We start from the raw sequence: 14,019 nt of genomic DNA, 5'->3' as shown, positions 1-14,019 counted from the left end.
CCCCCCCGCCCCCCCCCCCCCCCCCCCCACGACCGGGGTGCGGCCGGGATGCGGCCGGGGGTGAGACGGTCCGGGACTGTCTAGAACGCCGCCTCGTCCAGCCCCATCAGCTCCAGGTCGACGCCCTCGGAGATCTTGCGGGCGAGGGTGACGCCCGGGAGGACGTTGGCCGCGAAGAACTTCGCCGCCGCGATCTTGCCGGTGTAGAACGCCTTGTCCTTGGCGGAGGCGTTCTGGAGCTTCTCGGCGGCGACGGCGGCACCCTTGAGGAGCAGGTAGCCGACGACGACGTCACCGGAGGCCATCAGCAGGCGGGTGGTGTTGAGGCCCACCTTGTAGATGTTCTTGACGTCCTGCTCGGTGGCGGCGAGGTCGGTGAGGAGGAGGCCGACGATGGCCTCCAGCTCGACGGCGGCCTTGGCGAGGTGCTCGCGGGCGCCCTCCAGCTGCTCGCCGCCCTCCCCGAGGGCCAGGAACTTCTTGATCTCCTCGGCGAGGCTGTTCAGCGCGGCGCCCTGGTTGCGGACGATCTTCCGGAAGAAGAAGTCCTGGCCCTGGATCGCGGTGGTGCCCTCGTAGAGGGTGTCGATCTTGGCGTCGCGGATGTACTGCTCGATCGGGTACTCCTGGAGGAACCCGGAGCCGCCGAAGGTCTGCAGGGACTGGGCGAGCTGCTCGTAGCCCTTCTCGGAGCCGTAGCCCTTGACGATGGGCAGGAGCAGGTCGTTCAGGGCCTCCAGGGCGGAGACGTCCTCGCCCGCCGCCTCCTTGACCTGGATCTCGTCCTGGATGGAGGCCGTGTAGAGGACGAGGGCGCGCATGCCCTCCGCGTACGCCTTCTGCGTCATCAGCGAGCGGCGGACGTCGGGGTGGTGGGTGATGGTGACCTTGGGGGCGGTCTTGTCCATGAAGTTCGCCAGGTCGGGGCCCTGGACGCGCTCCTTGGCGTACTCCAGGGCGTTGAGGTAGCCCGTGGACAGCGTGGAGATCGCCTTCGTGCCGACCATCATGCGGGCGAACTCGATGATGCGGAACATCTGGCGGATGCCGTCGTGCTTGTCGCCGACCAGCCAGCCCTTGGCCGGGTGGCGGTCGCCGAAGGTCATCTCGCAGGTGGTGGAGGCCTTCAGGCCCATCTTGTGCTCGACGTTGGTGGCGTAGACGCCGTTGCGCTCGCCCAGCTCGCCGGTCTCGAAGTCGAAGAGGTACTTCGGGACGAGGAAGAGGGACAGGCCCTTGGTGCCGGGGCCGTGGCCCTCGGGGCGGGCGAGGACGTAGTGGAGGATGTTCTCCTCCATGTCGTGCTCACCGGAGGTGATGAAGCGCTTGACGCCCTCGATGTGCCAGGAGCCGTCCTCCTGCTGGACCGCCTTGGTGCGGCCGGCGCCGACGTCCGAGCCCGCGTCCGGCTCGGTGAGGACCATGGTCGAGCCCCAGGTCCGGTCCACCGCGATCTGGGCGATCTTCTTCTGTACGTCGTTGCCCTCGTCGTAGAGGATGCCGGCGAACGCCGGGCCGGAGGAGTACATCCACACGGCCGGGTTCGAGCCGAGCAGCAGCTCCGCGTAGGCCCAGATCAGGGAGCGGGGCGAGGTGGTGCCGCCGATCTCCTCGGGCAGGCCGAGCCGCCAGTACTCGGAGTCCATGAAGGCCTTGTAGCTCTTCTTGAAGGACGCCGGTACGGGGGCGGTGTTGGTCTCGGGGTCGAAGACCGGGGGGTTGCGGTCGGCGTCGGTGAAGGACTCCGCCAGCTCGTTCTCCGCGAGACGGGCCAGCTCCTCCAGGATGCTCCTGGCGGTGTCCGTGTCCATCTCCGCGAACGGGCCGGTGCCGTACAGCTTGTCGCGCCCGAGGACCTCGAAGAGGTTGAACTCGATGTCGCGGAGATTCGACTTGTAGTGCCCCATGGCGACGGCTCCGTAAGAGGGATCGGCGAGGCACAGGATCCTCGCGCTGATTCACGTACCAACTAGTAGCTTGTCTGTCGATGATGCTACCCATCAGTAATAAGAAGCAACCCCGATCGGGTCATCTGTGACTCGTTACGCTTTGCCGCATGTACGGCTACGACCAGAGCGCCGGCCCCCAGCAGCAGCAGTACGCCCCGCCGCCGCAGCAGCAGATGCCCGGGCAGATGCCCGGCGGCCAGATGGGGGGCGGTTACGGGCAGCAGCCACCCCTGTACCCGGAGCCGTCCCCGCCCTCCCTCGCGGACGCGGTGCGGGCCTTCACCACCGGCCAGATGGCGGCGGAGGACTTCCAGCAGGTCTTCGCGACGTCCAAGGTGTACTGCCCGCGCGGCGACAACCCGGGGTTCCTGGCGCTGCACAACACCCAGCAGCCCGTGATCCCGATGTTCACCTCGCTCAAGGAGCTACGTCGGTACGCCGGCAAGGAGTCCAAGTACTTCGTGATCACCGGTGCGGAGGTGATCGATCTGCTGCCGACCGGGTACGGCTTCGTCCTCGACATGGAGGGGGAGCACCGGATGGTGTTCGACGCGAAGGCCGTGGAGCAGATGGTGGAGTTCGCCATGCGGCGGATGTACGGGTAGCTGCGCTGGTTGGGCCGGTTCCGGGTTCTGGGTTCCGGCTACCGGGTTCCGGGTGGTTGGTTGCGGTTCGTTGCGGGTGCGGGGCTGTGGGGGTTGCGCGCAGTTCCCCGCGCCCCTGGCGGGCTGCGCCCGCTGAATCGGGGATCACCTCCTCGCCGTTGGTCCGCTGGGGCCGACGGCGTTCTGCTGTCCGGGGTCGCGCGGGAATGCGAGGGGGTTCGCGTCTGTTGGGCCTGGCAGGAAGTTCAATAATCAACTAAACTGAGCGCACAAGGAGGTACCGACATGCCCGCAGTGACCGTCGAGAACCCGCTGATCCTGCCCCGTGTCGCCGCGCCGACCGACGCGGTGGCCCGTCCGGTGCTCGCCGTGACGACCGCGCCCAGTGGTTTCGAGGGCGAGGGCTTCCCGGTCCGCCGTGCGTTCGCCGGGATCAACTACCAACACCTCGACCCGTTCATCATGATGGACCAGATGGGCGAGGTGGACTACGCGCCGGGAGAGCCCAAGGGCACCCCCTGGCACCCCCACCGGGGCTTCGAGACCGTCACCTACATCATCGACGGTGTCTTCGACCACCAGGACAGCCACGGCGGTGGCGGCACCATCACCAACGGTGACACCCAGTGGATGACGGCCGGCTCCGGCCTCCTCCACATCGAGGCGCCGCCGGAGTCCCTCGTCACGTCCGGCGGGCTGTTCCACGGCATCCAGCTGTGGGTGAACCTCCCGGCCCGGGACAAGATGATGGCCCCCAAGTACCAGGACATCCGCGGTGGTCAGGTCCAACTGCTCACCTCCGCCGACGGCGGCGCCCTCCTCCGCGTCATCGCCGGTGAGCTGGACGGTCACCAGGGGCCGGGCATCACCCACACCCCGATCACCCTGCTCCACGCGACCGTCGCGCCGGGCGCGGAGATCACCCTGCCGTGGCGTGAGGACTTCAACGCCCTCGCCTACGTCCTCGCCGGGCGTGGCACCGTCGGCGCGGACCGGCGGCCGATCCACCTCGGTCAGACGGCCGTCTTCGGCGCGGGCTCCTCGCTCACCTTCCGCGCGGACGAGCAGCAGGACTCCCACGCGCCCGACCTGGAGATCGTGCTCCTCGGCGGACAGCCCATCCGTGAGCCGATGGCCCACTACGGTCCGTTCGTCATGAACACCCGCGACGAACTCCAGCAGGCGTTCGAGGACTTCCAGAAGGGCCGGCTGGGCACCATCCCGGCGGTCCACGGGATGACCCCCGAGGGGCTGTAGAGCGGGGCGCACCCCTGGGCAAACGAGGCTCTTCCTCGCCAATCGGGCCACCGGGAGCCGTCCGGGTTCACTGGCGACCGGGTGATCATGCACACCCGGTCGACGCCTGGATAAGCACCGTCTCCGCCGCGTAGGTTCTGGCGTGCCCACCCCTTCGGCTGACCTCCGGAGCGGGTGGCGCTCACGGGGGAGAGCGCACCACTCGGATCCCGCCTCGGCCATCGGCCGGGGCGGGCTCAGTCCTGCCCGCTCCCCCGCCGCTCAGGCAGGGAAACGGGGAGAGACACCATGCGCAGGCCGTTCCACGACGATGGATCCCGACGTCCGTCCGGCACTTCTCCGATCACTTGAGCGCGCCGGCGCTGTCGTTCCTGAGAAGCTGCGCGCCCCTCACGGCGGCCCGTTCGGCGGCCGCGGCGGCGGTGCGGCGGCTGCCGGTCTGGTCGGCTCCGGTGCTGTGGACGCTCGCGCTCGGCCTGTGGGGGTTGTCCCGGCAGCACAGCGTGTGGCGGGACGAGGCCGCGACCTGGCAGGTGGCGCGGCGGTCGACCGCCGACATCTGGCACATGCTGGGGCAGGTCGACGTCGTGCACGGGGCCTATTACCTGCTGATGCACGGTCTCTTCACCTGCTTCGGACCGAACACGACGACCCTGCGGTTGCCCTCGGTGCTGGCCATGGCGGCGGCCGCGGCCTGTGTCACGGTCATCGGACGTCGGCTGGCCGGGGTCTGCGCCGGTCTCGGTGGCGGACTGGCGTTCGGGCTGCTGCCTGCCGTGCAGTTCCACCTCCAGGAGGGCCGCCCGTACGCGCTGACAGCGGCCGGCGCGGGACTCTCGACGCTGCTGCTGGTGACGGCGCTCCAGCGGGGGCGGTCCGGCGCGGGGGCGCGCTGGGTGGCGTACGGGGGCGTGATCCTGGCGTGCGGGCTGCTGAACTGGCTGTCCTTGCTGATCGTGCCCGCGCATGCGGCGACCCTGGTGTGGACACGGGTGCCGCGCGCGACCTGGGCGCGCTGGGCGGCGGCCTCGGCGGCCGCCGTGGCGGGTGTCCTGCCGTTGATCCTGTTCAGCCGGCGCCAGGCCGAGCAGGTGTCCTGGATACCGCCGCTGACCTGGCACATGCTGATCGGCCCCGCGGTCCTGCTGACCATCGGCGGCCTGGGGGCGCTGTTGGACAGGCCCCGGGTGGGGCGGCTGTCGGTGGCGGCCGTCGCGCTGCCGCTGCTGGCGGTGCCGCAGCTGGGCCTGCTCGGCCTGTGCCTGGTCCGCCCCCTGTTCCTGGACCGCTACGTCCTGTTCAGCATGCTGGGTCTGGGGATGCTGATCGGGGTGGCCCTGAGCGCGGCGGTACGGGCCGTCCGGCCGGGGTACCCCCGCACGGCTTCCTGGCTCGTCCCGGTGCTGGTCGCCGTCGCGATGGTGGCGCTGTTGCCGCATTCGCTGGCCAAGCGGTCCCCCGCCAGCCGGGTCGACGACGTCCTGGCGACGGCCGTGAACGTTCGGCACCTGAAGCAGCCCGGCGACGCGGTCCTCTTCGCCCCGTCCGCCCGGCGCGACACCGCGCTCGTCTCCCCCGACGACTTCACGGGCCTGCGGGACATCGCGCTGGCCCAAAGCCCCGTGACGTCCGGGACGCTCAAGGGTGTGGAGGCGGACCCGGCCCGGATACGGACCGCGATGCTGGCGCAACGACGGATCCTGCTGGTCACCGACGCGCCCGGGGTCGCCCGGCCGCTGTCGGGGGGACGGGACCGGATGAAGGCCGCTGTGCTGGAGGAGCACTTCACCGTGGTGGCGGACGAGTCGGTGCGCGGGCGACGGGTGATCGTGTACGAGCGGCTCTGATCGGTTGGCGGCTCTGCGACTCGGCGGCCCGGCGACTCGGCGGCCCGGCGGCCCGGCGGCCCGGCGGTTCGGTGGTCCGGTGGTGCGTGGGTCCGGTGGGCCGGCGGTTCGGCGGCCCGGCGGCCCGGCGGCCCGGCGGTCCGGCGGTTCGGTGGTCCGGTGGTCCGGTTGGTCCGGTGGTGCGTGGGTCCGGTGGGCCGGGTGGCTCGCGGTCCGGTGGGCCGGGTGGCTCGGGTCGCCGAGGTGGCTCGATGAGAGAGGGCCGGTTCGGGGCCCTGTCACCCGGGCGGGGCCTCATCCGACGACACCAGCCGTGGGGCGTGGTGCCCTGGGGGTGTGCAGTTGCTCCCGGAACCCGTGCGGCGTGTGGCCGCGTGGTGTGCCGTCGTCCTGCTGGTGGCCGGGGTCGCGTACGTCGGAGTGCGGCTGTGCGTGGAGTTCCGGACGGCGGTGACGCCGGTGCTGCTCGCGCTGTTGGGGACAGCCCTGCTCGGACCGTTGCACCGGAGGCTGGTCAAAGCACGGGTTAACCGGTCGGTGGCGGCGGGGCTCACCTGCGTGGCCGTGGTCGCGGTCGTCGGTGGGGCCGTGTACATCGTGGTCGCGGCGCTCGTCGAGACGGGGGACCAGATCATCGCCTCGTTGCGGAACGCGGCCCAGGATCTCGCGTCGCACTTCGGGGCGGCGGGGACCTCGCTCGACGATCTGGCCGCCAACGCGAAGGAGTTGCTCAGCCGGTTCGGGGGGACGGCGGCGTCCAACGTCATCAGCGGGGTGAGCGTCGTCGGCGAGGCCATCGCCATGGCCGTCCTCGCGTTGTTCCTCGTCTTCTTCTTCCTGCGGGACTCGCATCGGGCCGTGCACACGGTGCGGGCGTTGTCACCGCGTGCGGGTGCGGACACCGTCGAGGCGATCGCGCGGCGGGCCTTCGAGGCGGTCGAGGGGTTCATGCGGGGGACCACGCTCATCGCCCTCATCGACGCCGTCTGCATCACGGCCGGGCTGCTGATCCTGGACGTACCGGGGGCGGTCGGACTCGGAGCGCTCGTGTTCGTCGGGGCCTACCTGCCGTATCTCGGCGCGTTCGTCTCGGGGGCGGTGGCCGTGCTGGTCGCGCTGGCGGACCGGGGGGCGGTGATCGCGCTGTGGACGCTGGGGATCGTGCTGGCCGTGCAGGTGCTGGAGGGGCATGTGCTGATGCCGGCCATCCAGAGCCGCACCGTGCAGATGCATCCGGCGGTGGTGATGGTCGCGATCACGGCGGGGGCGTCGGTGGCCGGGGTTCTCGGCATGCTGCTGGCCGTGCCGCTGACGGCCGCGGCGTTCGGGGTGGTCCATGAGGTGAGGGAGCGGTTCGTGTAGTCCCCGGCGATGCCCCCCGTTCATGGCGGCCCTGGTTCATGGCGGCCCTGGTTCAGGGATTCGCTGTGCGACCCCTCCGGCGGTGGCGTCTCGTACAGCTCGAACCAGATGCTCTTGCCGTCGCCGCGGGGGTCCACGCCCCAGGCGTCGGCGAGCATGTCCATGAGGACGAGGCCGCGGCCGGAGGAGGCGAGTTCACCGGGGTGGCGCTTGTGGGGGAGGTCGTCGCTGGCGTCGGTGACCTCCACGCGCATCCTGCGCTTGCCGCCGTCGCCGGTCATCTCGGCGACGAGGAGGGCGTCGGCATCGGTGTGGACGAGGACGTTGGTGAGCATCTCGGAGACGAGGAGGACGGCGGAGTCGACCTGGTCGCCGCAGGTCCAGTCGTGGAGGAGTTCGCGCACCTGCTGGCGGGCGCCGGAGATGCGCTCGGGCTCCGCCTGGGCGATGGTCAGGGCGGTGCGGCGGGTCGGCACGGACAGGGCGCCCGTGTCGCCGCGGCCCCGTCCCTCGCTCTCCCGGCACAGCAACAGCATCGCTATGTCGTCCTCGCGCCGGTCGGCGAGCGGGCCGGGCGAGTGGTGCGAGGAGGGGCCGTGCACCCCCTGCACGAGCGCGTCGGCCAACGCCTCCAGCCGCCCCGGCGCGAGCCCGCTCGGCTCCGGCCGATCGGCGGCGAGGGCGGCGGCCGGGGAGAGGACACCGGCGTTCGGGTGGCCGGACGTGGGGGGTCTCTCTTCCGGGGTGGCCGGCCGTTCCGACCCGGAGGGATCCGCTGCCGGCGGAAGCGCTCGCCGCTGTTCCGACTGCACCCCTCCCGCCCCCTCGACGTCCGAGACCCCCTCGACGTCCGAGACCCCCTCGCCGTCCGAGATCCCCTCGACCTCGTGCGGTGCAGCGTCGAAGGACTCCAGGATCGTGCGGATGCGGCGCCAGCCCGTGTCGAGGTCGTGGCCGCCGGTTTCGATGAGGCCGTCGGTGCACAGGAGCATGGTCTCGCCCGGCTCCAGCACCAGCCGGGTCGTCGGGTAGTCGGCGTCGGGGTCGACGCCGAGGGGGAGGCCGCCCGGGGTGGGCCGGACGAGGACCGTCCCGTCGGCCATGCGGATCACCGGGTCGGGGTGTCCGGCACGGGCGATGTCCAGGACGCCGGACGCCGGGTCGACCTCGATGTAGAGGCAGGTCGCGAAGCGGAGGTCGGGGTACGCGTCGCCGGCGGAGTCGGTGATGCCGTGCAGGAAGCGTGAGGCGCGGGAGAGGACGGCGTCGGGGCGGTGGCCCTCGGAGGCGTAGGCGCGCAGGGCTATGCGGAGCTGGCCCATGAGACCGGCGGCGCGTACGTCATGGCCCTGGACATCGCCGATGACCAGGGCGAAGCGGCCGCTCGGCAGGGCGATCATGTCGTACCAGTCGCCGCCGACCTGGAGTCCGCCGCCGGTGGGGACGTACCGCGCGGCGACGCTCATGCCCGGTATCTCGGGGCCCAGGGTGGGCAGCATCGTGCGCTGCAGGCCGTCGGTCAGTTCGCGTTCGGTCTCGGCCGCGCCGGCGCGGGAGAGGGCCTGGGCGAGCATGCGCGCGACGGTGGTCAGGACCGAGCGCTCGTCGGGGGTGAAGGTGACGGGGTGGGTGAAGCCCGCCATCCACGCACCCATCGTGCGGCCGGCGACGGTCAGCGGCAGGAACGCCCAGGACTGGCGGCCGAACTGCTCGGCGAGCGGCCAGGCCGTCGGGTAGCGCGCCTTGTAGTCCTCGGGGGAGGAGAGATAGACGGCGCGGCCGGTGCGGACCACCTCGGCGGCCGGGTAGTCCGTCTCCAGCGGCATGTGGGTGAAGGGTCGTTCGTCACCCTGGTTGTGCCCGTGGTGGCCGATGACGGTGAGGCGGTCGGCCTCCACGCCGAAGACCGCGAGTCCGTCCGGCGAGAACCCGGGCATCGCCAGGCCCGCCGCGACCCGCAGCACCTCGGCCGTGGACCGCGCCTCGGCCAGCGCCCGGCCCGCGTCCAGCAGGAACGCCTCGCGTGAACGCCGCCAGTCGCCGGTGACGGACGGAGCCCGGACGGCAGTCGCCGGGGACGGCTCGGTGACCTCCTGGATGGTGCCGATCAGCTCGAAAGACTTGCGCACCGGGTCGAAGGTCGGCTTGGAACGGCTGCGGATCGTACGGATCACGCGGCCCTGTTCGTCCATGACCCGGATCCGTACCTCGGCCAGGGTGTCCTCGGCGACGGCGAGCTGCACGACCGAGACGATCTCGTTCCAGTCGACGGGGTGCAGACGTGAGCGTGCCCCGGCCTGGGTGAGGGTCGTCGGTTCGGCGGGCAGCCCCATGAGCCGGGCGGCCTCGGCGTCCAGCGTGACGGTTCCGGCAGCGCTGTCCCAGGTCCACAGTCCCGTCGCGAGGGCGGACAGGACGTCCCCTACCGTGGGCGGGGGCTCACCAGTGCGCATTGACCCACTCTAAGAACAGCTGATCGGACCGTGCCACCGAAGCTGTGCCGGGCACCGGGTGGTGCCGGACGTCATGAGGGAGCCATGTGCCGACGAGGACCATGACCGAGCCATGACGAGAAACCACGACCGGTGGCGACGGAGGTGACGGCAATCGACGCTAGCGACAGTAACCGCTTGCGGTCCTGCCCATGGCTATGACCGTGCGTATCCGGTCAGGAGAACGGCGGCCGGGGGGTCGTTGCCTCGGCCCCGACGGTAAGCGCTGGAGGTCCTCGCCCCCCGGGGGAAATGGTGGGGAGGCGATCTCGGGGTGCCCGGTACCCTTGGCGTTGTTTCACGTGAAACAGCGGCCATAGGGAACACCGGCCGTGAGACACCCGCCAGATCCCCGATCAGCGAAGGCTGGATGAACGACGATGCATCGGTACAGGTCCCACACCTGCGGCGAGCTCCGCGCCTCTGACGTCGGCACCGACGTCCGGCTGAGCGGCTGGCTGCACAATCGGCGCGACCTGGGCGGCATCCTCTTCATCGATCTCCGCGATCACTACGGCATCACGCAGCTGGTGGCCCGTCCGGGCACCCCGGCCTACGAGGCCCTGGACAAGATCTCCAAGGAGTCGACCGTCCGCGTCGACGGCAAGGTCGTCTCGCGCGGCGCCGAGAACATCAACCCGGACCTGCCCTCCGGCGAGATCGAGGTCGAGGTCGGCGAGGTCGAGCTGCTCGGCGCGGCCGCTCCGCTCCCCTTCACCATCAACACCGAGGACGGGGTCAACGAGGAGCGGCGCCTGGAGTACCGCTTCCTTGACCTGCGCCGCGAGCGCATGCACCGCAACATCATGCTGCGTACGGCCGTGATCAGCGCCATCCGCCACAAGATGACCGCCCTCGGCTTCAACGAGATGGCGACGCCGATCCTGTCCGCCACCTCCCCCGAGGGCGCCCGCGACTTCGTCGTGCCGTCGCGCCTCAACCCGGGCAAGTTCTACGCCCTCCCCCAGGCCCCGCAGCAGTTCAAGCAGCTGCTGATGATCTCGGGCTTCGACCGGTACTTCCAGATCGCGCCCTGCTTCCGGGACGAGGACGCGCGCGCGGACCGTTCGCCGGGTGAGTTCTACCAGCTCGACGTGGAGATGTCCTTCGTCGAGCAGGAGGACGTCTTCCAGCCCATCGAGAAGCTCATGACCGAGCTCTTCGAGGAGTTCGGCGGCGGCCGGCACGTCACCTCTCCCTTCCCGCGCATCCCGTTCCGCGAGGCGATGCTCAAGTACGGCTCCGACAAGCCGGACCTGCGCGCCCAGCTGGAGCTGGTCGACATCACCGATGTCTTCGAGGGTTCGGAGTTCAAGGCGTTCGCCGGCAAGCACGTGCGCGCGCTCGCCGTGCCGGACGTCTCGGCCCAGCCGCGCAAGTTCTTCGACCAGCTCGGCGAGTACGCGATCGAGCAGGGCGCCAAGGGTCTGGCCTGGGTGCGGGTCGCCGAGGACGGTTCGCTGTCCGGCCCGATCGCCAAGTTCCTCACCGAGGAGAACGTCGCCGAGCTGACCAAGCGTCTGTCGCTGGCCGCCGGGCACGCGGTGTTCTTCGGCGCGGGTGAGTTCGAAGAGGTCTCGAAGATCATGGGCGCGGTGCGGGTCGAGGCCGCCAAGCGTGCCGGGCACTTCGAGGAGGGCGTCTTCCGGTTCTGCTGGATCGTCGACTTCCCGATGTACGAGAAGGACGAGGAGACCGGCAAGATCGACTTCTCGCACAACCCCTTCTCCATGCCGCAGGGCGGCCTGGAGGCCCTGGAGACCCAGGACCCGCTGGACATCCTCGGCTGGCAGTACGACATCGTCTGCAACGGCGTCGAGCTGTCCTCCGGCGCGATCCGGAACCACGAGCCCGACATCATGCTCAAGGCCTTCGAGATCGCGGGCTACGACCGTGACACCGTCGAGGAGCAGTTCGCCGGCATGCTGCGCGCGTTCCGCTTCGGCGCCCCGCCGCACGGCGGTATCGCGCCGGGTGTCGACCGTATCGTCATGCTCCTCGCGGACGAGCCCAACATCCGCGAGACCATCGCCTTCCCGCTCAACGGCAACGCCCAGGACCTGATGATGGGCGCGCCGACGGAGCTGGAGGAGGCGCGGCTGCGCGAGCTGCACCTGTCGGTGCGCAAGCCGCAGCCGAAGTAAGGCAAGCCTTTATAAGTGCTTTCCCGGAAAGGGACCTGAAGTCGTCCGTCGATTTCAGGTCCCTTTCGCATGGCCGGGGAAAAGGAGACCTTTTCTCAGCTCGTTGACAGGTTTCTTGTCTAACTTCCCGGCGCATGACAGCCAATCAACAGAGTCACGAAGAGCAGGACCGGCAGGACCGGCAGGGTCAGCAGGATGTGACGCGTCGCAAGGTCGTCGTGGCCGGCGCGGGTGCCGTGGCGGCGGTGGGCCTCGGTGGTGCCATGGCGGCGAACGCCTTCGCCGCAGAGCAGAGAGAGAAGACGGGCGACGGCTCCGCGCCCTTACCGGAGGAGTGCTACCTGCTGACCTCCGTGGCCATGGAGGGCCCGTACTACATCGACGCCGACAAGATCCGCCAGGACGTCACCGAGGACAAGGAGGGCATACCCGTCACCCTGCGCCTCAAGGTGATCGACTCCGAGACGTGCCGGCCGGTCCGCGACGCGGCGGTCGACATCTGGCACTGTGACGCGGTCGGTGTCTACTCCGGCTACGAGGACATGGGCAACGGGGACGGCGGCCCGGCCCCCACCGCCCCGCCTCCGACCGGCGACCCCTCCGGTCCGCCCCCGGGCGGCGGCCACCAGGAGCCGACGGACGACACGCGCTATCTGCGCGGCACATGGCGGACGGACCGGCAGGGCTTCGTCACGTTCAGGACCGTCTTCCCGGGCTGGTACCAGGGCCGCTGCGTGCACATCCACCTCAAGGTGCACGTCAACGGCGAGTGGACGGACGCCGGTTACGAGGGCGGCACCACCTGCCACACCGGGCAGCTCTACTTCGACGAGGAGTCCGTCCTCGCCTCCGCCGAGGTCGAGCCGTACGCGTCGAACACGGCGGAGCGCACCACGCTCGACGAGGACTTCATCTACGACGGCAACGGCGCCCGCGGTGGACTGCTGAAACTGCGCTACGACCCCCGGGACATCGCGAAGGGCGTGCGGGCCTCGCTCACGGTGGGCGTGGATCCTGAGGCGACCAACGAGGGATAGCGCGAGGGGAGAGGGAGGGCAGAGGGAGGGTAGAGCAAGGTATATCCAGATTTTCCGCCGAGAAAGGGCCCGAAAGGGACGGAGATTTCGGGCCCCTTTTCCGTTCGCTCGGGAAAGCCGGGGCAAACCACAGTCCCTTCTCATCGCTTTGACAGTCCGACTCCCTAATTTCCTGGCCATGACGGGAAACCAGACCGGGAACGAGAAGGCCCAGGGGCCGAAACACAAGCGGGACCTGACGCGTCGCAAGGTCGTCGTGGCGGGAGCGGGCGCCGTGGTGGCCGTGGGCGTCGGCGGAGCGGTCGTCGCGACCGCCAGCGCGGGCACCACCACGAAGGGCAACGCCGAGCCCCTCGCCTCCACGAGCGCGAGCGCCGGGGAGGAGTGCTACAAGCTCACCTCGGAGACCACCGAGGGCCCGTACTACATCGACGCGGACAAGCTCCGCCAGGACATCACCGAGGACAAGGAGGGCATCCCCCTCACCCTGCGCCTCAAGGTGATCGACTCCGAGACCTGCAAGCCCGTCCGCGACGCGGCCGTCGACATCTGGCACTGTGACGCGCTGGGGCTCTACTCGGGCTACGAAAGCTTCTCCGAGGGCGGCGGCACCGCGCCCACCGACGCGCCCTCGGGCACCCCCACGGACGTGCCGTCCGGCACCCCGACCGGGGAGCCCCCGGCCGGCGGTGGCGGCGGGGGAGGCGTGCACGAGGAGCCGACCAGCGACACCCGCTATCTGCGCGGCACCTGGAAGACCGACAAGCAGGGCCTCGTCACCTTCACGACGATCTTCCCGGGCTGGTACCGGGGCCGGTGCGTGCACATCCACACCAAGGTGCACGTCAACGGCGAGTGGACGGACGCCGGTTACGAGGGTGGCAACACCTGTCACACCGGGCAGTTCTTCTTCGACGAGGAGTCCGTCCTCGCCTCCGCCGAGGTCGAGCCGTACGCGACCTCCACGACCGAGCGCACCACCCTCGGCGACGACACCATCTACGACGGCAGCGGCACCCAGGGCGGACTGCTCAAGCTGAAGTACAAGAAGAACGCCATCGCCAAGGGTGTCGTCGCCTCCCTCACGGTCGGTGTCGACCCGGAGGCCACGAACACCGGCACGGACGGCTCCGTCCAGCCGGGCGCGTCGGAGACGGCGTCGGAGTCCGCCTCGGCGAGCTGACCCCGACCGGCGTACACCGTGGCTGAGCGGCCGACGGGCGTACGCCCCGGCGCACACGGGCGAAGGCCCGGAACCCCCTCCTCCTGGGTTCCGGGCCTTCGCCCGTGCGCGCGCCCCGGCCTCGGGTACCCGCTGGGGAAGTC

The 14,019-nt window shown here is 70.3% G+C and carries 9 protein-coding genes; 7 read left to right on the top strand and 2 right to left on the bottom strand.

Annotated elements, in window-relative coordinates; all coding sequences use genetic code 11:
• Nucleotides 1–80: 80 nt before the first annotated feature.
• Nucleotides 81–1,907: an acyl-CoA dehydrogenase gene (locus tag RM704_RS41290; RefSeq protein WP_033530539.1), complete on the bottom strand. Its 1,827-nt coding sequence runs from the start codon at nucleotides 1,905–1,907 to the stop codon at nucleotides 81–83.
• 149 nt (nucleotides 1,908–2,056) lie between these two features.
• On the opposite strand from RM704_RS41290, the gene RM704_RS41285 reads away from it, so the two are divergent.
• From RM704_RS41285 to RM704_RS41270, 4 genes are all read left to right on the top strand, one after another.
• A complete protein-coding gene (locus RM704_RS41285) occupies nucleotides 2,057–2,554 on the top strand; it encodes an SseB family protein (protein ID WP_033530538.1) in 498 nt (165 codons plus the stop codon).
• A gap of 285 nt (nucleotides 2,555–2,839) precedes the next feature.
• Nucleotides 2,840–3,811, top strand: a complete 972-nt coding sequence (locus RM704_RS41280; protein ID WP_033530537.1) for a pirin family protein — start codon at nucleotides 2,840–2,842, stop codon at nucleotides 3,809–3,811.
• A 422-nt stretch (nucleotides 3,812–4,233) separates the two neighbouring features.
• Nucleotides 4,234–5,658: a glycosyltransferase family 39 protein gene (locus RM704_RS41275; RefSeq protein WP_033530804.1), complete on the top strand. Its 1,425-nt coding sequence runs from the start codon at nucleotides 4,234–4,236 to the stop codon at nucleotides 5,656–5,658.
• Nucleotides 5,659–5,994: 336 nt separating this feature from the next.
• On the top strand, nucleotides 5,995–7,020 hold the full coding sequence (locus tag RM704_RS41270; protein ID WP_033530536.1) for an AI-2E family transporter: 1,026 nt from the start codon (nucleotides 5,995–5,997) through the stop codon (nucleotides 7,018–7,020).
• A gap of 20 nt (nucleotides 7,021–7,040) precedes the next feature.
• Here the strand turns inward: RM704_RS41270 and RM704_RS41265 are convergent, their stop codons facing one another.
• Complete coding sequence (locus tag RM704_RS41265) at nucleotides 7,041–9,473, bottom strand: SpoIIE family protein phosphatase (protein ID WP_033530535.1); 2,433 nt, start codon at nucleotides 9,471–9,473, stop codon at nucleotides 7,041–7,043.
• Between the two features lie 419 nt (nucleotides 9,474–9,892).
• Here RM704_RS41265 and aspS point away from each other — a divergent pair, with 419 nt between their 5' ends.
• The 3 genes from aspS to RM704_RS41250 all read left to right on the top strand — a co-directional run bounded on the left by aspS (nucleotide 9,893) and on the right by RM704_RS41250 (nucleotide 13,876).
• Nucleotides 9,893–11,656 (top strand): aspartate--tRNA ligase, encoded by a 1,764-nt coding sequence (gene aspS / locus RM704_RS41260; RefSeq protein ID WP_033530534.1) that lies wholly within the window; start codon nucleotides 9,893–9,895, stop codon nucleotides 11,654–11,656.
• A 134-nt stretch (nucleotides 11,657–11,790) separates the two neighbouring features.
• Nucleotides 11,791–12,693 carry an intradiol ring-cleavage dioxygenase gene (locus RM704_RS41255; protein WP_033530533.1) on the top strand — a complete coding sequence of 301 codons (903 nt, stop codon included), beginning with the start codon at nucleotides 11,791–11,793 and terminating at the stop codon, nucleotides 12,691–12,693.
• 178 nt (nucleotides 12,694–12,871) lie between these two features.
• The gene (locus RM704_RS41250) at nucleotides 12,872–13,876 is read left to right on the top strand and encodes an intradiol ring-cleavage dioxygenase (protein ID WP_033530532.1); all 1,005 of its coding nucleotides are present in this window, start codon (nucleotides 12,872–12,874) and stop codon (nucleotides 13,874–13,876) included.
• Nucleotides 13,877–14,019: the final 143 nt, after the last annotated feature.

Source organism: Streptomyces gottesmaniae, from assembly GCF_031845845.1.
In the GTDB taxonomy this organism is placed as follows: Bacteria; Actinomycetota; Actinomycetes; order Streptomycetales; family Streptomycetaceae; genus Streptomyces; species Streptomyces akebiae.
Note: the sequence above shows the minus strand (reverse complement) of the source record. Positions and strands in the feature narration are given on the sequence as shown.